General features: G+C 66.2%; 20 protein-coding genes. 10 read left to right on the top strand and 10 right to left on the bottom strand.

Annotated elements, in window-relative coordinates:
• Positions 1 to 146 precede the first annotated feature (146 nt).
• From lpxK to HAP40_RS06955, 6 genes are all read right to left on the bottom strand, one after another.
• On the bottom strand, positions 147 to 1,163 hold the full coding sequence (gene lpxK / locus HAP40_RS06980; RefSeq protein WP_166818492.1) for a tetraacyldisaccharide 4'-kinase: 1,017 nt from the start codon (positions 1,161 to 1,163) through the stop codon (positions 147 to 149).
• Positions 1,156 to 2,490 carry a 3-deoxy-D-manno-octulosonic acid transferase gene (locus HAP40_RS06975; RefSeq protein WP_208024810.1) on the bottom strand — a complete coding sequence of 445 codons (1,335 nt, stop codon included), beginning with the start codon at positions 2,488 to 2,490 and terminating at the stop codon, positions 1,156 to 1,158. Before HAP40_RS06975 ends, lpxK begins: the two co-directional genes overlap by 8 nt.
• A complete protein-coding gene (locus HAP40_RS06970) occupies positions 2,453 to 3,166 on the bottom strand; it encodes a lysophospholipid acyltransferase family protein (protein WP_166818494.1) in 714 nt (237 codons plus the stop codon). Before HAP40_RS06970 ends, HAP40_RS06975 begins: the two co-directional genes overlap by 38 nt.
• On the bottom strand, positions 3,163 to 3,405 hold the full coding sequence (locus tag HAP40_RS06965) for a DUF4170 domain-containing protein (RefSeq protein WP_018648410.1): 243 nt from the start codon (positions 3,403 to 3,405) through the stop codon (positions 3,163 to 3,165). The genes HAP40_RS06970 and HAP40_RS06965 overlap by 4 nt, the downstream gene beginning before the upstream one ends.
• Before the next feature lie 61 nt (positions 3,406 to 3,466).
• Positions 3,467 to 4,285, bottom strand: coding sequence for a 3'(2'),5'-bisphosphate nucleotidase CysQ (locus tag HAP40_RS06960; RefSeq protein ID WP_166818495.1), 819 nt, complete (start codon positions 4,283 to 4,285; stop codon positions 3,467 to 3,469).
• Complete coding sequence (locus tag HAP40_RS06955) at positions 4,272 to 5,681, bottom strand: TldD/PmbA family protein (protein WP_166818496.1); 1,410 nt, start codon at positions 5,679 to 5,681, stop codon at positions 4,272 to 4,274. Before HAP40_RS06955 ends, HAP40_RS06960 begins: the two co-directional genes overlap by 14 nt.
• 264 nt (positions 5,682 to 5,945) lie before the next feature.
• Between HAP40_RS06955 and HAP40_RS06950 the strand changes: the two genes are divergently transcribed.
• Entirely contained in the window at positions 5,946 to 6,464 is a 519-nt protein-coding gene (locus tag HAP40_RS06950) for a DUF6101 family protein (protein ID WP_166818497.1), read from the top strand.
• Positions 6,465 to 6,495: 31 nt separating this feature from the next.
• On the opposite strand, the gene ubiA is transcribed toward HAP40_RS06950, so the two are convergent.
• Together ubiA and HAP40_RS06940 are read right to left on the bottom strand one after the other, a co-directional pair.
• Positions 6,496 to 7,428 carry a 4-hydroxybenzoate octaprenyltransferase gene (ubiA, locus tag HAP40_RS06945; RefSeq protein ID WP_166818498.1) on the bottom strand — a complete coding sequence of 311 codons (933 nt, stop codon included), beginning with the start codon at positions 7,426 to 7,428 and terminating at the stop codon, positions 6,496 to 6,498.
• Positions 7,425 to 8,087 (bottom strand): hypothetical protein, encoded by a 663-nt coding sequence (locus HAP40_RS06940; protein WP_166818499.1) that lies wholly within the window; start codon positions 8,085 to 8,087, stop codon positions 7,425 to 7,427. The genes ubiA and HAP40_RS06940 overlap by 4 nt, the downstream gene beginning before the upstream one ends.
• A gap of 211 nt (positions 8,088 to 8,298) precedes the next feature.
• Between HAP40_RS06940 and HAP40_RS06935 the strand changes: the two genes are divergently transcribed.
• From HAP40_RS06935 to HAP40_RS06910, 6 genes are all read left to right on the top strand, one after another.
• Positions 8,299 to 9,051, top strand: a complete 753-nt coding sequence (locus HAP40_RS06935; protein WP_166818500.1) for a 16S rRNA (uracil(1498)-N(3))-methyltransferase — start codon at positions 8,299 to 8,301, stop codon at positions 9,049 to 9,051.
• 133 nt (positions 9,052 to 9,184) lie between these two features.
• Complete coding sequence (locus tag HAP40_RS06930) at positions 9,185 to 10,339, top strand: ATP phosphoribosyltransferase regulatory subunit (protein WP_166818501.1); 1,155 nt, start codon at positions 9,185 to 9,187, stop codon at positions 10,337 to 10,339.
• Positions 10,339 to 11,316 carry an ATP phosphoribosyltransferase gene (hisG, locus tag HAP40_RS06925; RefSeq protein ID WP_166818502.1) on the top strand — a complete coding sequence of 326 codons (978 nt, stop codon included), beginning with the start codon at positions 10,339 to 10,341 and terminating at the stop codon, positions 11,314 to 11,316. The genes HAP40_RS06930 and hisG overlap by 1 nt, the downstream gene beginning before the upstream one ends.
• A gap of 86 nt (positions 11,317 to 11,402) precedes the next feature.
• Positions 11,403 to 12,449, top strand: coding sequence for a glycosyltransferase family 2 protein (locus tag HAP40_RS06920; protein ID WP_166818503.1), 1,047 nt, complete (start codon positions 11,403 to 11,405; stop codon positions 12,447 to 12,449).
• A complete protein-coding gene (locus HAP40_RS06915; protein ID WP_166818504.1) occupies positions 12,446 to 13,291 on the top strand; it encodes a ChbG/HpnK family deacetylase in 846 nt (281 codons plus the stop codon). The genes HAP40_RS06920 and HAP40_RS06915 overlap by 4 nt, the downstream gene beginning before the upstream one ends.
• A 127-nt stretch (positions 13,292 to 13,418) precedes the next feature.
• Positions 13,419 to 14,261, top strand: coding sequence for a DUF2076 domain-containing protein (locus HAP40_RS06910; RefSeq protein WP_166818505.1), 843 nt, complete (start codon positions 13,419 to 13,421; stop codon positions 14,259 to 14,261).
• Between the two features lie 107 nt (positions 14,262 to 14,368).
• Here HAP40_RS06910 and HAP40_RS06905 read toward each other — a convergent pair whose 3' ends face one another.
• Positions 14,369 to 15,181: a L,D-transpeptidase gene (locus HAP40_RS06905; RefSeq protein ID WP_166818506.1), complete on the bottom strand. Its 813-nt coding sequence runs from the start codon at positions 15,179 to 15,181 to the stop codon at positions 14,369 to 14,371.
• Positions 15,182 to 15,497: 316 nt separating this feature from the next.
• Between HAP40_RS06905 and HAP40_RS06900 the strand changes: the two genes are divergently transcribed.
• Positions 15,498 to 16,283, top strand: a complete 786-nt coding sequence (locus HAP40_RS06900) for a protein phosphatase CheZ (RefSeq protein ID WP_166818507.1) — start codon at positions 15,498 to 15,500, stop codon at positions 16,281 to 16,283.
• A gap of 163 nt (positions 16,284 to 16,446) precedes the next feature.
• Here HAP40_RS06900 and HAP40_RS06895 read toward each other — a convergent pair whose 3' ends face one another.
• Positions 16,447 to 16,968: a hypothetical protein gene (locus tag HAP40_RS06895; protein ID WP_166818508.1), complete on the bottom strand. Its 522-nt coding sequence runs from the start codon at positions 16,966 to 16,968 to the stop codon at positions 16,447 to 16,449.
• 319 nt (positions 16,969 to 17,287) lie between these two features.
• On the opposite strand from HAP40_RS06895, the gene HAP40_RS06890 reads away from it, so the two are divergent.
• Both HAP40_RS06890 and groL read left to right on the top strand, forming a co-directional pair.
• On the top strand, positions 17,288 to 17,584 hold the full coding sequence (locus tag HAP40_RS06890) for a co-chaperone GroES (RefSeq protein WP_166818509.1): 297 nt from the start codon (positions 17,288 to 17,290) through the stop codon (positions 17,582 to 17,584).
• Between the two features lie 198 nt (positions 17,585 to 17,782).
• Positions 17,783 to 19,414: a chaperonin GroEL gene (gene groL, locus HAP40_RS06885; protein WP_166818510.1), complete on the top strand. Its 1,632-nt coding sequence runs from the start codon at positions 17,783 to 17,785 to the stop codon at positions 19,412 to 19,414.
• Positions 19,415 to 19,465: the final 51 nt, after the last annotated feature.

The following is a 19,465-nucleotide window of genomic DNA, read 5'->3' as shown; positions in this document are numbered from 1 at the left end:
GAAGATTCGTCGGCCGCGATGTGTCGGCTCGATCAATTGCCACATATCGCAACGCGCTCGATGAACTGCTTTTGCATCATACCGTGCAAAGGCGAGAGCGATGCGCAATCTGATCTTCTCGGGGTCGCTCTGGTCACCTTGCGAGATCAACGCCTGCCGAATCTTCGCGCGCGCGCCGTGTAGAGATGATCGCTGATCAGTTGCCGAAGCGCAGCCGGGTCGGCGAACTCGAGCTGAACGGCGAACGGCACGATGCTGTCAGGCACACCTTCGCGGCCACGCAGGCGTGCGAGATCCTTTTCCGTCGTTACCAGCGTGAGCTGCTCGCGCTGAGCGTCCGTCACGAGGGCCGTGATCTCGTCGTCCGAAAACATGTGGTGGTCGGCGAAAGGACGCGTGCGCGCGACCTCGATACCGCCGGCGCGCAAGCTGCGGAAGAAGCGCTCTGGATCGCCGATGCCGGCGAAGGCGAAAACCCGCTTGCCGGACAGCTGCGCGACCGAGGCCGCATCCGGCTTCAATTGCGCACGCAGCTCCGGCTTGTCGCGCTTGGCAAGCTCGGCCGCGACGTCGTTGGCGGCACGGCCGTCGCCGATCAGCACCAGCGCGTCGGTGCGTGCGAGCTGGGCCTGCAGCGGCGCGCGCAGGGGACCGGCGGGAAACACCTCGCCATTGCCGAGGCCGCGCTCGCTGTCGATCACGATCAGCGACGTGTCCTTCAGCAGGCGCGGGTTCTGGAAACCGTCATCCATCAGGATCACGGTGGCGCCCTGCGATTTCGCGAGCGCGACGCCGTCGAGGCGATCGCGCGCGACAACGACGGGAACGTCGCGCGCCATCATCAGCGGCTCGTCGCCGATATCGGCCGCGGTGTGACGCGCGCGATCGACCATCACCGGGCCCTTCAGGCGTCCGCCATAGCCGCGGCTGAGCACCACCGGCGTCTCGCCGAGCTCGCGCAAGAGCCTGGTCAGCGCCAGTACGGTCGGCGTCTTGCCGGCGCCGCCGACATGGTAGTTGCCGACGCAGATCACGGGGATGCCGGCATCGACACCTTGGCGCAGCATGCGCCGTTCGGTGATCGCACCGTAGAGGGCTCCCAACGGCCGTAGCGCGTGCGATTCGAAGGAGCGAGGCCGGTACCAAAAGGCCGGCTCACGCATTGGCGGCTCCCATCTCTATGGTCAGCTGCAACAGATAGGGCTCGAGCGCGGTCATGGTGCGATCGAGCGCGCCGCCGAGCTGCTCGACCACACCCGAGCCCGCGCGCTGCATCTTGTCGCGCATGACAGGATCGGCCAGCAACTGGCCGAGCTGCTTGACCAGGGCCTCCTGCGTGTCGGCCTGGCGCGCCCCGCCGCTGCGATCGAGCGCCTCGTAGACGTCGGCAAAATTGAAGACGTGCGGACCATGGACGATCGCCGCCCCCAGCTTGATCGCCTCGATCGGATTCTGTCCGCCATGGCGGATCAGCGATCCGCCCATGAACACGATGGGCGAAAGGCGATAGAACAGGCCGAGTTCGCCCATGGTGTCGGCGACATAAAGGTCGGTCGTCGCGGTCGGCAGCTCCTCGCGCGAGCGCAGCGCCGGCTTCAGGCCGGACGCCGTGATCAAGCCTGATATCGAGGCGCCGCGATCGGGATGGCGCGGCACGATCACGGTCAGCATTTGCGGGAAGAAACCGGAGAGGCTGCGATGCGCCGCGACCAGCATCTCGTCCTCGCCCGGATGGGTCGAGGCCGCGACGATGATCGGGCGGCCGCGTGTCATTGCCATCAAGCGTTCGAGCCTGGCGGGATCGGCCGGCGGCGCGGGGACGTCGAGCTTGAGATTGCCCGTGGTCAGGACGTCGCGGCCGCCGAGCGCGGAGAAGCGTTCGGCATCGAGCTTCGACTGCGCGAGGCAGATGTCGAAACGTGAGAGCAGCGCCGAGATGGTGCCGTGCATGCGCCGCCAGCGCGGGAAGGAGCGCGGCGACATCCGCCCGTTGATCAGCACCATTGGCACCCGGCGCGCCGCACCGGCGAGGATCAGGTTCGGCCACAAATCGGATTCGATGAACAGCGCCAGCGACGGCTTCCAATGGTCGAGGAAGCGCGCGACATAGCGCGGCGAATCATACGGCACGTATTGATGGATCACGTCGGGCGGAAAGCGCTTGGCCACGACGGCCGCCGAGGTGACGGTGCCGGAGGTGAGCAGGATGCGCAGATTGAGGTCGCGCAGCCGCTCGATCAGCGCCGCCGCCGCCAGCACCTCGCCGACGCTGGCGCCGTGGATCCAGACCAGCGGTCCATGCGGACGGACGTCCTGCGACAGGCCCCGCCGCTCGCCGACACGCGCCGGATCCTCCTTGCCCTGCTTCAAGCGCCGCTTGATCAGCGCAGGCGCGAGCGGCACCAGGCCGCTCGCGAGGCGCCGGTACATCCGCAGCGTGATGGGCAGCGGGTTAGGCATCTGCCGGTCCCGGGCGGCCGAGTTGCGCATAGGCGCGGCGGGTCGCCTCGTTCAAGGTCTCCTCCAGCTCCAGCCGCAGCGCTTCCATGGTGGCCGCGTCGGCGTCCGGCGGAACGTGGATCTCCTTGATGCCGACCAATGCGCCCCGCCCGAATGGCAGATTGATGGTGGTGCGATCCCAGTTCTTGAGCCGGATGAAGCGGCTGGTCGCCATCGCAAAAGGCATGATCGGCCGCCCCGATTCCCGTGCCAGCATGATGATGCCGAGCCCGGCCACGCGCGAGCGCTTGGGAACATCGGCGGTCAGCGCGACATTACAACCGTCCTGGAGGGTTCGCACCATTTCCTTGAAGGCGCCCACACCACCTTTGCGGTGGAAGGCACCGCCATGATCGCCGGAACCTCTGATCGTGCCGATGCCGAGCCGCTCAGCGGCGATCGCGTTGAACTCACCGTCCCGGTGCCGGGAGATCAGGACCTTGGCCCGGTACCAGTCCTTGTTCTTGATGAAGGGGGTGAGGAAATGCTGGCCGTGCCAGAACGCGAAGATCGCCGGGATCTGCGGCTCGACGAGGTCATAGACGTCAGGCGGATCGAACGTGAATTTGTTGGTCCGCCAGACAAAGCGCAGATATTCGGCCGCCAGGACCCCGACGGCACGCTGAACGAAGCTGCTTCGCAGCGTATTGCGAAGCAGTTTTTTCAACGCGCCGGTTCTTGATTGGGGTCGAGCAGCCGGTGGAGATGGACGATGAAATAGCGCATCTGCGCATTGTCGACCGTGCTCTGGGCCTTGGCCCGCCAGGCCGCGTGCGCGGTGGCATAGTTCGGATAGAGGCCGACGATCTCGACGTCGTCGAGATTCTTGAAGGTGTTGTGCTCGAGGTCGACAAGCTCGCCGCCGATGACGAGGTGAAGCAGTTGTTGCGGGGCACTATCTGGCATGGGTTCTGTTCCTAACGGGCTGCCCGGCAAAGCAGTGATCGACAAGCACGACGAAAGCGCTTCAGGCCAGGGGGCGATTTCGAAAATGCGCGACAATGCCCGCATGACGATCGCGTCCCGCTGCCACCAGCACCCCGTGCGCCACTTCCCGGCGGTTATAGAGGATGGGTTCTCCGGAGAGGTCGCTCATCCTACCATTCGCTTCCTGCACGATCAAATCGGCCGCCGCAAGGTCCCAATCATGGCTGTTGCCCCCCGCGAAAGCCGCATCCACCGCGCCATGGGCGACGCGGCACAGACGCAGCGCGAGCGAACCGATTCGCGGATGCAGCTTGATGTCGCCGAGTGACGGCTTCAACCGCTCGACCAACGGCTTCGGCCCGGCGACACGGGCGAAGTCCAGCTCGGCTCCGGGCGAGGCCCGCACGATCGCGCCGTTCAGGGTCGTGCCCTGGCCGCGGGCCGCGAAGAAGAACTCGTCGCTCGCCGGGGCGAACACCGCGGCCAGCACCGGCGAGGCATCCTCGACCAGCGCGACGCTGACGCACCATTCGTCATGGCCGCCCAGGTAATTGCGCGTGCCGTCGATGGGATCGACGATCCAGGTCAGCCGCCGCGACAGCCGTGTGGCATCGTCGGCGCTCTCCTCGGACAGCCAGCCATAGTCGGGCGTCGCGGCGCGCAGGCGCGCTTCGAGCAGATCGTTGACCGCGATGTCGGCTTCCGACACCGGCGAGGATGCGCCCTTGATCCACTTCTTCAGCTCGGTCCGGAACATCGACTGCGCCAGCGCGCCCGCGTCCCGCACCGTGTCCTTCAGCAGCGCCGCATCGCGCGTCAGGATGGTCGCGTCCAGTGCGTGCGCGTCAGCGTCCGCCAAGCGTCAATCCCTCGATACGCACCGTCGGCGCATTGACGCCGTAGCGGAACTCGAGATTGTTCGCCGGCTGCATCGACTTGAAGATCTCGAACAGATGGCCGGCGATCGTGACTTCACTGACGGGATAGGTGATCTCGCCGTTCTCGATCCAGAAACCGGAGGCGCCGCGGCTGTAATCGCCGGTGACGCCGTTGACGCCGGAGCCGATCAAGTCGGTGACGTAGAACCCCTGCTTGATGTCGGAGATCAGCTCGACGGGCGTCGGCGTGCCGGGCTCGAGATGCAGATTGTACGGCCCGGGCGAGGGCGAAGAGGAGACGCCACGATGGGCGTGGCCGGTGGTGGCAAGGCCGAGCTCGCGCGCCGTGGCGCAATCGAGCAGCCACGTCGTCAGCACGCCCTCGTCGACCAGCGCGATCTTCTTCACCGCGACGCCTTCGGCATCGAAGGTCTGCGAGCGCAGGCCGCGCTTGCGCAAGGGATCGTCGACGATGCGGATGTTCTTGGCGAACAGCTGCTGGCCGAGCTTGTCCTTCAGGAAGCTGGTCTTGCGCGCGATCGAGGCGCCGTTGATGGCGCCGACGACATGGCCGACCAGCGAGCCCGCAACGCGCGGATCGAACACGACGGGCACCTTGCAGGTCTCGACCTTGCGCGGATTGTAGCGCGCCACGGTGCGCTCGCCGGCGGAACGGCCGACGACTTCCGGCGACAGCAGATCGGCGCCGTGCGGCGCCGAGGTGAAGTCGTAGTCGCGCTCCATGCCGGTGCCTTCACCCGAGATGGCGGTCGCGGAAATGCCCTGGCTGGAGCGCAGATAAGAGCCGTGAAAGCCGGTCGAGGTGACGAGCACCATGCCGCCGATGCCGGCGGACGCCGAGGCGCCGCCGGACTTGGTCACGCCCTTCACGCCGAGCGCGGCAGCTTCGGCCGCGAGCGCGCGGCGCTCGAGCTCCGAGGTCGTGGGCACGTCGGGATCGAGCAGGTCGAGATCGGGAAAGTCGCGCGCGAGCAGCGCGGGATCGGCGAGGCCGACATATTTGTCGTCGGGCGCGACACGCGCCATCGCGACCGCGCGTTCGGCGAGCTTGGTGACGGCGTCGCCGCTGACGTCGTTGGTCGAGACCACCGCCTGGCGCTGGCCGACCAGCACGCGCAGACCGACATCGTCGCCTTCGGACCGCTCGGATTCCTCGACCCTGCCGTCGCGCACCTCGACGCCCTGCGAGACGCCGCGCACCGCGACCGCATCGGCCGCATCCGCGCCGGCGCGCCTGGCCGCCTCGACCAGCCGCTGCGCGAGATCGGAGAGCGCGGACTGATCGAACAGATCGCGATTGGCCTGCGACGATTTTTGGGTCGAAAGCGTCGAGCTTGCGGATGGTGAAGAGTTCACGAACGAAATCCTGTTGGGGCGGGGTTCGGGACCGGAACCCACAGATGTGCCCTGATTGCGCGGACTTCAAGCATTTTCAGCCCGCCAAAAGTTCAGATTCGCGACGTCGGCGCAACGTCTCGTCAATCATGCGCGCCAAGGTCTTGTCAATCATGAGCAGCAGTGACGGTGGGTTAACCAGCCTTTTTAAGCGGTTTCGGAAAGCCGCGCGCTAAGGTCCTCGCATCGACCGGGAACATAATCCCGGCGGGGAGAACTAAAGCCGTGAGGCGTCAAACAGCAACATGCGGGGTCGCTCCCGCCGGGTCGAGCCGCTCCCTGCGGCTCGACCCTCTTTCCCTTCCGGTCCGCTTCGATGCGCACGATCCGCGCGCCGACGGACATGTCAGGCAGATCGAGCTTCATCGCGAGCGTGTCGTGTTGCGCCGTGCCGTACGCGGCATGCAGATGGCCATCAACGTGCGCGTCAGCGACTTCACCGGCGTCGCCCTGCGCGGCAACGACGAGGCGCAGACCCTCGTGCTCGTGCATCGCGATCCCTCGCTCTCCGTCCCGCTGCTGGTCAGCGCCGATGGCGACGAGCTCACCGAAGCCTGGAGCATCTGGAGCGAGATCTTCGCGCTTCCGCAGCTCGACGAAGGCGCACGCAAGCCCGCACCGCGCCGCCGCCGCGCCAACGCGATCCGCGCCCGCCGCCCGAAATTCCTGATGCGCCGGCGCGCCGGCATCGCGCGCGAACTCACCGTTCATCACGGCGAGCGCGAGATCATCGCGAGAAACTAGAGGGCAATCACGCCTTTGCCCCCGACGACAGCTACGACGCCCGCATCACTGCGTCGGCGAGCAATCCCGCAAACAACAACAACCCCGCATACTTGTTCGAATAGAACAGGCGCTTGCAGAGCTCGGGATCGTCGATCCTGAGCCGCAGGATCTGCGAGGCCAGATGCACGGCGAAGGCGATCAGCCCGAGCCAGGCCGGCCAGCGCGCATCGGCGGAGGCCAGCGCGACGCCGATCAGCATGACAGCGAGCCCGTAGAACAGGATCAGCGCCTGCTGCGTATGCGCGCCGAACAGCCGCGCGGTGGACTTGATGCCGATCAACGCGTCGTCTTCGGTATCCTGATGCGCATAGATCGTGTCGTATCCGATCACCCAGGAGATCGCGCCCGCATAGAGCACGAGCGCGGTGAGGTCGATGCGTCCGAAGGTGACGGCAAATCCCATCAGCGCACCCCAGGAGAAGGCGAGGCCCAGCACGATCTGCGGCCACCAGGTGATGCGCTTCATGAAGGGATAGATCGCGACGATTAAAAGCGAGGCGATGCCGGTCAGCACCGCGAAGCGGTTGAACTGCAGCAGCACCACGAGACCCGTCAGCGCCTGTGCGATCATGAAGACCAGCGCCTGCTTCGTGGTCACCTGCCCTGACGGCAACGGCCGCGAGCGCGTGCGCTCGACCTTGTCGTCGAGGTCGCGGTCGGTGATGTCGTTCCAGGTGCAGCCGGCCCCGCGCATCACGAAGGCGCCGATGAAGAACAGCACGATGGTGAGCGGCAGGCCACGGACGTCATGCGCGATGCCGGCGGCGAGCGCCGCCGACCACCAGCACGGCATCAACAGCAGCCAGGAGCCGATCGGACGGTCGAAGCGGGACAGGCGCAGATAAGGCCGCGCCCATGGCGGCGCGAGCGTATCGACCCAGTTGCCGGTGGAATCGGCAACGCGGGCGGATGTATCGCTCATCGGGTCAGGACGTTGCCGTTGAGCGTATCGAAGGTGCTGCCGCCCTTCTTGCCGGCATTGGCTTCAGGCGCCGAGCCCGAACCCAGCACCTCGCTCAGCGACGGGCCGGCCGGGCGCGCCTGCTGCTGTTGCATCTGCTGCGCGACCGTGCAGACCTTCTTCTGCATCGCCTCGGTGTTCTTGTGGCCGGTCTTCATCTGCTCGCCGATCTGCGGCGGGATTCCGCATTTGGCGGCGTGGGACTCGATGTACTTGATCATTTTCGCCTCGGCCTGGCTGAAATTGCCGATCAGCTTGCAGGCCTCGTCCGGCGGCGCATGACGGTCGCTCGCGGCCTTGATCAGCTTGCCGCGCTTCTCGGCCTCCTCGCGCAGCGGCATGAAGGCCTTCATGCAATCCTCGCCCGGGCCGCCTTGTGTCGGCGGGGCCGCGCTGAAGGCGCCCGCGCCGCCGATCGGCGCGGCTCCGTTCACGGGAAAGGACGATTGCGGGGCGACACCGACCGAGGCGGTCGGCGCCGAACCGTTCACCGGTGGAAACGCCGAGCTGGTTGGAGCCTGATTGGGCAGCGGCGCGGGGAACGCGCTTTGCGCATAAGCGCCCGCGGCGCCCACGGTGACCATGATGGCAGTGATCGGAACCATCAAATGACGGATCATCAAGATAGTCTCTCCGGCAGGAGCTTACGGGGTTCGGCGCCATCCCAATTGAAGCGCAACCAGCGTGTTCGCGTTTTTACGATTCCCGCCGACGCTTAACAACCCGTGGAATTGGGCAAGAGCGCGGCGCTGGGACGCACCAGTTCGGCAATATTTACCCCCAAAACTACGGCTTTCGGTTAAGAACGGCGGCAAATCGGACCTTTGCACGATGCCTTTCCACGATTTTCGCGCCCCCCGGCTGTTCGTCGATGCCCCCCTCGCCCAGGACGCCCGGGTTCCGCTCGACCGCGACCAGAGCAATTATCTCGGGAATGTGCTCCGGCTCGCCGCCGGCGCCGAGGTTTCGGCGTTCAACGGCCGCGACGGCGAGTGGCAGGCTGCCATCGAGGGCCGCAAGCGGCCGGATGGCCTCGTCATCCTCCAGCAGACCCGGCCCCAGGACCGATTGGCCGACCTCGCCTACGTTTTCGCCCCGCTCAAGCATGCCCGGCTCGACTACATGGTGCAGAAGGCCATCGAGATGGGCGCCGCCACCCTTCAGCCGGTCCTGACCCGGTTCACCCAGGCGTCCCGGGTCAACACCGAGCGGATGCGCGCCAATGTCGTCGAGGCGGCCGAGCAATGCGGCATCCTCGGCATCGCCACCGTGGCCGAGCCGGTCGCGTTGGAGCGCTTCCTCAGCCAGCGCCCGGCCGACCGCCTGCTGATCTTCTGCGACGAGGTGGCGGACGTCGAAAACCCCATTCGGAGCCTGCAAGGCGCCGGTGAGGCCGGCCAGGGGATTGACGTGCTGATCGGCCCCGAAGGCGGCTTTGCCGAGGAAGAAAGGTCCCTGCTGCTGCGGCAGCCCAAGATCCTGCGGCTGGCGCTCGGCCCGCGGATCATGCGGGCCGATACCGCCGCGGTGGCGGCCCTGGCGCTGGTGCAGGCCGTGCTGGGCGATTGGGGCAAGTCCAACTGACGCCGGCGTTGCCCGCCCGTTAAGCGATTGATCCTTTGGAGGTCGAAACCGCTTTCGGCCCATGCTAAGGGCAGCGCCAACTCCATTCCTCATCCCTTGCCCACCCGGTTCCACCGGGGCCATGGACCCTGTTATGACCGCGACTGCCACCTCAAATGCTGCCGGCTCCGCCGCCTGGGCGGATACGCTGCTCTTGTCGTTCGCGCAGGCGGGCTATGTCAGGGCGGAGCCGGCGATCCTGCAGCCGGCCGAGCCGTTCCTGGATCTCTCCGGCGAGGACATCCGCAAGAGCCTGTACCTGACCACGGACGTCTCCGGCGAGGAGCTCTGCCTGCGCCCGGACCTGACCATTCCAGTGGCGCGCGATTACCTCGCCTCAAGCCGTGCCGGCCAAGCGGCCGGGTTCAGCTATCTCGGCCCGGTGTTCCGCTACCGTACCGGGCGGGCCAGCGAGTTCCTCCAGGCCGGCATCGAATCCTTCGGCCGCCAGGACCGCGCCGCAGCCGACGCCGAGATGCTGGCGCTGGCGCTGGAGGCGACGGCCGCCTTCGGCGTCAACGACGTCGAGGTCCGCACGGGCGATGTCGCGTTGTTCAATGCCCTGCTCGACGCGCTCGATCTCTATCCGGTCTGGCGCCGCCGCCTGATCAAGGATTTCAACCGCAAGATCAGCCTTGAGCAGGATCTGGAGCGGCTGGCGGCCGCGACCACCGCGACCCGCAGCGAATATGAGGGCGTGCTCGCCGCGCTCGCCGGCTCCGACCGCAAGGCGGCGCTCGCCTTCGTCACCGATCTAATGTCGATCGCCGGCACCACCAATGTCGGCGGCCGAACGACGGCCGAGATCGCCGACCGCTTCCTCGAGCAATCGACCCTGAAGGGTGGGGCGCTGCCGCGCGAGGCGATCACCGTGCTCAAGCGCTTCCTGTCGATATCAGGCAATCCGGACGAGGCGGTTGCCGGGCTGCGCGCACTCACCGCCGATGCCAAGCTCGACCTCACGGCTGCGATCGACCAGTTCGAGAGCCGGGTCGGCTTCATGGCGGCGCGCGGCATCGACGTGAAGCTGGCGCGCTTTTCGACCGCGTTCGGACGCGGGCTCGACTATTACACCGGCTTCGAGTTCGAGTTGCACCACAGGGGCAACGGCGCCGAGCCGCTGGTCGCCGGCGGCCGCTATGACGGTCTGATGACCCAGCTTGGTTCGGCCGAGCCGATCCCCGCGGTCGGCTTCTCGGTCTGGGTGGACGCGCTGACCAGGATCGGCCGCAAGGTGGGAGCAAAGTGATGAGCGCGCCATTCGTTCTGGCCGTTCCCTCCAAGGGCCGCCTTCAGGAAAACACCGAAGCGTTCTTTGCCCGCGCCGGGCTCAAGCTGTCGAAGGCCGGCGGCGCCCGCGACTATCGCGGCACGATCGCGGGCCTCGACAATGTCGAGGTCGCCTATCTCTCGGCGAGCGAGATCGCCTCGCAACTGTCCCGCGGCTTTGCGCATCTCGGCGTCACCGGCGAGGATCTGGTGCGCGAGACCATCGCGGATGCCGACAAGCGCGTGTCCCTGATCGAGGGGCTCGGCTTCGGCTATGCCGACGTCGTCGTCGCGGTGCCGCAGGCGTGGATCGACGTCCGCACCATGGCCGACCTCGACGACGTCACCACCGGCTTCCGCGAGCAGCATCACATGCGGATGCGGGTCGCGACCAAGTTCATCAACCTCACCCGCGCCTTCTTCCAGAATCACGGCATCACCGATTACCGCATCGTCGAGAGCGCCGGCGCGACCGAAGGCGCGCCGGCGGCCGGCAGCGCCGAGCTGATCGTCGACATCACCACCACGGGCGCGACACTCGCCGCCAATGGTTTGCGGGTGCTCGACGACGGCGTGATGCTGCGCAGCCAGGCCAATCTGGTCGCCTCGAAGGAGGCCGATTGGTCGCCGCAGGCGCTGGAGACCGCGCGCGTCATCCTCGATCACATCGCAGCACGGGCGCGCGCCAACAAATACCGGGAGGTCCGCACCCGCTTCCGGCAATGCGACGCCGCCCTGCTCGGCGAAGCCCACAGCCGGTTCGGCGTCGAGACCCCGTTTGGCGGGCCGACCTCGTCGGGCATGCTCACGCTGCACTGCCCACCGGGGCAGCTCTATGCGCTGGCGAGCTTCCTGCGCGAGCATGGCGCCGAAACCGTCTCGGTAGCCTCGCTCGACTACGTGTTCGACCGGGAGAACCCGCTGTTCGCCAAGCTCGAGGCGTTCCTGCGGCGGTGAGCCCCGGTTTCGTTCAGCGTAGCGACAGCAAACGGCAGCTACCATATGCTGTTGAGATGACCTACACGCCTCTGGAACCTTGATCGATGACGCTGGGCTCTGACGTTTCCGGCATGACGACCACGGCGGCGGCCGCCGCCACGAAGGGACTGTCGATTGTCGTCCCCGTCTACAACGAGGCGGCGGGCCTCGCCGCCCTGCATCAGCGGATCTGCGAGCTCGCCAGGACCGTGCGCCAGCGCTATCGGCTGGCTTGCGAGGTCGTCTATGTCGACGACGGAAGCAAGGATGCGACGCTGGCGATCGCCCGTTCGTTGCCGGCCGACTCAATCGGCGTCCAGGTGGTCTCGCTGTCGCGCAATTTCGGCAAGGAGGCGGCGCTGATGGCCGGCCTCGACCACGCCCGGCTCGGCGCCGTCATGTTCATGGACGGCGACGGCCAGCATCCGCCGGCCTTGATCGAACAGCTGGTGCGACACTGGATCGATGACGGCTATGACGTCGTCTACACCGCCAAGGCGCATCGCGACAACGAGACCTTCCTGCGCCGCGTCGCCGTGCACGGCTTCTACGCTCTGATCAATTGGGGCGCACGCCAGAAGATTCCGGAGGACGCCGGCGACTTCCGGCTGCTCTCGCCGCGCGCGGTCGCAGCGCTGAGGCAGTTGCCGGAGCGCAACCGCTTCTTCAAGGGCCTGGCAAGCTGGATCGGCTTCCGCCAGATTCGCGTCGACTACGAGCCCTCGGCACGCGCCCATGGCGTCACCACCTTCAACGCCGCAAGCCTGCTCGGCCTGTCGATCGAGGGCCTGACCTCGTTCTCGGTGGCGCCGCTGCGCTTCGCCAGCCTGCTCGGCGTCATTCTGGCCGGAGGCGCCTTCCTGTTCGGGCTTTCGATCCTCTGGGAGGTGTTCACGACCGGCAAGCAGGTGCCCGGCTATCCTTCGCTCGTGATTGGCCTGATGACGATCGGCGGCGTGCAGCTCATCATGATCGGCATCGTCGGCGAATATATCGGCAAGATCCTCTCCGAGCTGAAGGCGCGCCCGATCTACTTCGTCGCCGAGCACAGCGAAAAGCACTTCGAGGCTGGCAACGCGGACGACGCCTCGAACAGGACGGCGGCCGAATGAGCGAGGCCGCGCGCCCGCGGCGAATCTGGCTCTGCGCCGACGATTACGGCATCAGCCCGGGCGTCAACCGCGCCATCCGCGACCTGATCGAGCGCGGCCGCCTCAACGCCACGTCGGTGATGATGGTCGGTCCTGCGACCGGGCGCAGCGAGATCGAGGCGCTGGACACGGCAGCCAAATCGAGCCCGCGCTGCGCGATCGGGCTGCATGTGACGCTGTCGGCACCGTTCCGGCCGCTCACCATGCATTTCCGTCCGCTCGACGGCGATATGTTCTTGCCCTTTCCGAAGCTGCTGCGCGCCGGGCTGATGCGGCGGCTCGACCGCGAATTCATTCGCAACGAGGTGAAGGCCCAGCTGTCCGCCTTCATGGAAGCGTTCGGGCGCGCGCCCGACTTCGTCGATGGTCACCAGCATGTGCAGCTCTATCCGCAGCTGCGCGACGGCTTTGTCGATGCCGTCAGCGATGGCGCACCGAAGGCCTGGGTGCGCCAGGGCGGCCGCGATCTGCCGCTCAAGCAGCGGCTGGCTTCGCCGAAGGGCATGGTGCTCGATATCCTCAGCGCGCCATTCCGCCGCCGCGCCGGCGCTGCCGGCCTCAGCTTCAATCCCGGTTTCGCCGGCGCTTACGACTTCGCGCGGGTGGCCGATTTCGGTGCGTTGATGCGGCAGTTCCTCGATGGCCTGCCGGACGGCGGGCTCGTGATGTGTCATCCCGGCTTCGTCGACGATGTCCTCGCCGGCCTCGACCCGATGACGGACGTGCGCGAACGCGAGCACGCCTATCTCGCCGGCGATGCGTTTCCACGCCTGCTGGCGGACAGCGGCGTCACGCTGGAGTGAAATCGACCAGAGCCGGTCTTGCGAGGCAGCTTGTCGCATACCGAAATTTAATATGGCCGGGGCTGTTGAGGCCGCAATGGAACCCTACATCTGCCTCGCGCTTGTTTTTGCGCGAAGGAGATTGAACATGACGCCGCAGGAACGCCAGCTCGTCGACGAACTTTTCGACCGGCTTACCAAACTGGAGAATACACCGCGCGATCCCGACGCGACCGCCGCGATCTCCGACGGCCTGCGCAAGGCCCCCGGTGCGATCTACGCGCTTGTGCAGACCGTGCTGTTGCAGGACGAAGCGCTGAAGCGCGCCCACACCCGCATCCAGGAGCTGGAAGCGGGCCAGGCGCCCGAGCAGGCACAGTCCGGCGGCTTCCTGGACAACATGCGCGAGACGCTGTTCGGCGGAAGCCCGTCGCGCGGCTCTGTTCCGAACGTGCCGCCGCGCGACGCGCGGCCGGCCTGGAATACCGGCCAGGCCATGCAGCAGGCCCAGCCGGGCTACGGCCAGCCGCCTTACGGACAGGCTTATGGCCAAGGTCCTGGTCAGGGTCCCGGCCAGGGCTATGGCGCTCCGCCGGTCGGCGGTGGCGGCGGCTCGTTCCTCGGCACGGCGGCAGCCGCCGCGGCCGGCGTCGTCGGCGGCTCTCTGCTGCTCTCCAGCATCCGCGGCATGATGGGCGGACCGCATCAGCAGGCGTTTGGCGACACCAATGCCCTCGGCGACCGCAGCGCTGGTGGAAGCCCTTGGGGCGGCAGCGACCAGTCCAGCGGATCGCTCTCGCGCGACGCCGGCCTCAACGACATCGGCTCGAACCGCGATTCCCGCCAGGGCTTCCTCGACCAGGCGTCGAACGACGATCGGAACAACAACAACAACGATCAGAACTACGACGACAACAATGACAACATGGACATGGCCGACGACGACAGCGATTTTGGCGGCGGAGACGACGGCGGCAGCGATTACGCGTGACGTCGGTCCATGGCGTCGGTCCATGGCGCATGCAGGCAAACGGCCGCCGATGAGGCGGCCGTTTTCATGTCAGCGTTTTCCGTTCTCGTGGGAGAACGAAAGCAGGATCACATCACCACGACCCGGGTGCCGACATTGACGCGGCCGTAGAGATCGATGACGTCCTCGTTGCGCATGCGGATGCAGCCGGAGGAGACGTTGGTACCGATGGTCCAGGGCTCGTTGGAGCCGTGGATGCGATAGAGCGTCGAGCCGAGATACATCGCGCGGGCGCCGAGCGGATTTTCCGGACCGCCTTCCATGTGCCTGGGAAGGTCGGGGCGGCGCGCCAGCATTTCCGCCGGCGGCGTCCAGGCCGGCCATTCGCGCTTGGCCGTGATCGACTTCACGCCGGACCAGGTGAAGCCGGGGCGGCCCACGCCGATGCCGTAGCGCATCGCGCGGCCGTTGCCCTCGACCAGATAGAGGAACTTGTTCGGCGTATCGACCACGATCGTGCCGGGACTTTCCTTGCCGTCATAGTCAACGAGTTGCTTCTCGAATTTGGGATCGAACGGACGCTGCCGCGGATCGACCGCCTCCTGCTGATATCCGCCTTGCTGATATCCACCTTGCATCTGCGGCTCGCCCATCGGCGGCAGGCGGCGCTGATCGTAATAGGCCGGCTGCTGCTGATACACCGGCCGCTCGGGCGCATAGGCCGGACCGCGCCCGGGACCGTCGCCGAACAGGAACTCGATGAAGCCGCCGCCCATGTTCGAGTTGGAGGCGACGCGCACCGGCGCCGGCGGCACCTGCGGCGCATAGAGCACCGCGGGCGGATCGTTCGGCACGGTGTTGTCGAAGGCGCTGGCGCTGTTTGCGCCGGCCATGAAGGTGCAAGCGCTGCCGAGCAGCGCGACAGACATTTTCTTGAACATCGACGTACTCTGTACTGTTTCGTCTAGATCACATGCGTCGTGGAGAGCGCCTGGCTGATCGGCTGCCGCGACGTGGTCAATAAAACGCAAAAGCCGTTTCGTTTGGTAAACAGAAGCGCCGTTTGGATTCACCACGTCGTCAAGCGCGGGCCAATTCGGCGATCAGCGTTTATTTTCGGTGAACGCAGCGCGGCCATGGTTAATCGCTTCTTTGCGCGGCGTCGCGCGACGCGAGCACGACAGTTCCGGCTGTGAACTTCGTGTTAAATCGCTTCTGCCTACAAAGACGCGTGAGTGAGGTGGGGGGAGTTTTCTGATGGCTGTTCACCGCAAGCGTTTTCGCGTCGAGGATATCGCCGGTGGCGAGATGCCCATTCTCGACGTGACCGAAGAGGCAGGCCCGATGCATAGCGAGATTATGGCCGAGCTGCGCGCGATCCGCGCCCAGATGGCGAAGGGCACCGTGCCCTTGTCCGGCAGCGCAGCCATGGCGGCGATCGACGCCTCCACCGCCCACGAGCTCTCCGAAGCGCGCACCATGCTCGAGACCTACCGGGCGCAGATCGAGCAGTGCGAGAAGCTGAAGGTCGAGCTCGACCTCATCCACGACGCCATCGACCGCACCAAGCGCGAGATCGCGACGCTGCACGGCAAGAGCTTCGACGGCGGCGAGATGGCCAAGGTCAATGGCGAACTCGGCGCGGTCGTCGGCGGCACCGAGCAGGCGACCCAGCAGATCCTCGAGGCCGCCGAATCGATCGACCAGGCCGCCAGCGCGATGTCCAAGGTGCAATCGGCCGACCAGCAGAAGCGGCTCGCCGATGACATCCAGGAACGCGTCATCTCGATCTTCGAAGCCTGCAACTTCCAGGACCTGACCGGCCAGCGCATCAGCAAGGTCATGACCACGATGAAGTTCATCGAGCAGCACATCAACGCGATGATGGAGATCTGGGGCGGCGTCGACGCCATCAAGGCCCACGTCCCGGCGCATGCGCATGTCGACAACCGGTCCGAGGACGAGAAGCTTCTCAACGGTCCCAAGCTCGCCGGCGATGTCGGCCATGCCTCGCAGGACGACATCGACGCGCTGTTCGACTGAACGGACGCGAGATGGAGAAAAACAAAACGCCGGCGCAAGCCGGCGTTTTTTGTTTTTGGATCTGTTTAGTGCTGTCATTCCGGGGCACGCGAAGCGTGAACCCGGAATCTCGAGATTCCGGGTTCGGTCCTGCGGACCGCCCCGGAATGACGGAGGAGAGAGATCACGCCCGCGGCGCGCAGCGGACGTAGACCATGTTGCCGTAACGGGTGGCGGCGTCCTTGTCGATGAAGCGGGTGATCAGCACGCGGCCGTCGAAGGAGACGATCTCGCGGTCCTGGTCGCCGGGCGTGGGACCGGCGGGTCCGATATAGTTCTTGCCGCTGGGCGAGCCCTTCAGCCGCAGTTCCTGCGGGGTCGCCTGGTCGGCCAGATGCATGATGACGCCGCCGGAGGAACCGGCCGTGATCACATAGGGATTCTTGCACTGGGCCCTCGCCGCGGCTTCGGTGCGGGCACGGTCGGCCGGGTTCTGGAACGAGGCGAGGCCCCAGCGGCCGACGATCTCGTCGGCGCGGATCGACGCGGGCATCTCGGGAGCGACGCCCGGTTCGGCCTCGGGCGGCGGCGAAGAGGACGAGAAGGACGGCAGGCTCATGCCGCCGCCGCAGGCGCCCAACAGCAGCGCCAGACAAGACGCGGCCGCCAGATTGGCCACCGTGCGCGCGTGAGCTGAACTGATCATGGCATTCCCCCGAGCAAGACCATGGCCGCACCCCTCTCGCAGCCAAGCGCAAAACCGCCGCCGGAGCAATGACGTCGTTTGACACGCCGACGCCCCGAACGAGTTTCCAGTGCCACCATCCTATATCCGCCTCACCAATCGCTTAACCACCTTTGCTTGACAGGATCGCGGCCAAGCCATATTTCCGGGCCCACTATTAGCACTCGGAAAGCCCGATTGCTAAGCGCGCCGTTCGATCCCTCGGGGAGAGGGTGGACGGAAGCGCCGCCCCACCACCCACTTCCACTACTTCCGAAGCGAGCCTCCAAAGGGAAACGTCATGGCTAAATCCAAATTTCGTCCGCTGCATGACCGTGTCGTGGTCAAACGTATCGACGCCGAGGAAAAGTCCAAGGGCGGCATCATCATTCCGGACACCGCCAAGGAAAAGCCGTCGCAGGGCGAAATCGTCGCCGTCGGCCCGGGCGGTCGCGACGAAACCGGCAAGCTGATCCCGATCGACCTCAAGGTCGGCGACCGCGTGCTGTTCGGCAAGTGGTCGGGCACCGAGGTCAAGATCGACAACGAAGAGCTCCTGATCATGAAGGAGTCGGACATCATGGGCGTTCTGGCCTAAGGCCGTCCGCCTGAACGGCCGCTGAATGCGCCCCTGTCATGCCCGGGCAGAAGCGCGAAGCGCGTCTTCGCGCTAGACGACCCGGGCATCCATCATTCTTCGCAAGACGATGGATTGCCGGGTCAAGCCCGGCAATGACGGTGAGAGCGCAACACAGCACAAGACAAGACACATCACGAAACACGAGGGATTGCAGAAATGGCTGCCAAAGACGTCAAGTTTTCCGGAGACGCGCGCGATCGCATGCTGCGCGGCGTCGACATTCTCGCCAACGCCGTCAAGGTGACGCTCGGCCCCAAGGGCCGCAACGTGGTCATCGAGAAGAGCTTCGGCGCGCCCCGCATCACCAAGGACGGCGTCACCGTCGCCAAGGAGATCGAGCTCGAGGACAAGTTCGAGAACATGGGCGCCCAGATGGTGCGTGAGGTCGCCTCCAAGACCAACGACCTCGCCGGCGACGGCACCACCACCGCGACCGTGCTGGCCCAGGCCATCGTGCGCGAAGGCGCCAAGGCCGTGGCCGCCGGCATGAACCCGATGGACCTCAAGCGCGGCATCGACACCGCCGTTGCGGCCGTGATCAAGGACATCGAGAAGCGCGCCAAGCCGGTCGCCGCCTCCTCCGAGGTCGCCCAGGTCGGCACCATCTCGGCCAACGGCGATGCCGCCATCGGCAAGATGATCGCCCAGGCGATGCAGAAGGTCGGCAACGAGGGCGTCATCACCGTCGAGGAGAACAAGTCGCTCGACACCGAGGTCGACATCGTCGAGGGCATGAAGTTCGACCGCGGCTATCTGTCGCCCTACTTCGTCACCAACGCCGAGAAGATGACCGCCGAGCTCGAGGACGCCTACATCCTCCTGCACGAGAAGAAGCTCTCGGGCCTGCAGGCCATGCTGCCGGTGCTCGAAGCCGTCGTGCAGTCGGGCAAGCCGCTCGTCATCATCGCCGAGGACGTCGAAGGCGAGGCGCTGGCCACGCTGGTCGTCAATCGCCTGCGCGGCGGCCTCAAGGTCGCGGCCGTCAAGGCGCCTGGCTTCGGCGACCGCCGCAAGGCCATGCTCGAGGACATCGCGATCCTCACCGGCGGTCAGCTCATCTCCGAGGAGCTCGGCATCAAGCTCGAGAACGTCACGGTGAAGATGCTCGGCCGCGCCAAGAAGGTCGTGATCGATAAGGAGAACACCACGATCGTCAACGGCGCCGGCAAGAAGCCTGACATCGAGGCCCGTGTCGGCCAGATCAAGGCGCAGATCGAGGAGACCACCTCGGACTACGACCGCGAGAAGCTCCAGGAACGCCTCGCCAAGCTCGCCGGCGGAGTCGCGGTGATCCGCGTCGGCGGCGCGACCGAGATCGAGGTCAAGGAAAAGAAGGACCGCGTCGAGGACGCGCTCAACGCCACCCGCGCCGCGGTGCAGGAAGGCATCGTCCCCGGCGGCGGCGTCGCGCTGCTGCGCGCCAAGAAGGCGGTCGGCCGCCTGTCCAACGACAATGCCGACGTCCAGGCCGGCATCAACATCGTGCTGAAGGCGCTGGAAGCCCCGGTCCGCCAGATCTCCGAGAACGCCGGCCTCGAAGGCTCGATCGTCGTCGGCAAGATCCTGGAGAACAAGTCGGAGACCTTCGGCTTCGACGCCCAGAACGAGGACTATGTCGACATGGTCGAGAAGGGCATCATCGATCCCGCCAAGGTGGTGCGCACCGCGCTTCAGGACGCCTCCTCCGTGGCCGGCCTCCTGGTCACCACCGAGGCCATGGTCGCCGAGATGCCGAAGAAGGAAGCCCCGCCCGCCATGCCCCCCGGCGGCGGCATGGGCGGCTTCTAAGCCTCTTGCTCCATTACAGCGTTGTGAAGGCCGCCTCCGGGCGGCCTTCTT

Source organism: Bradyrhizobium sp. 1(2017) (genome assembly GCF_011602485.2).
GTDB lineage: Bacteria > Pseudomonadota > Alphaproteobacteria > Rhizobiales > Xanthobacteraceae > Bradyrhizobium.
Note: the sequence above shows the minus strand (reverse complement) of the source record. Positions and strands in the feature narration are given on the sequence as shown.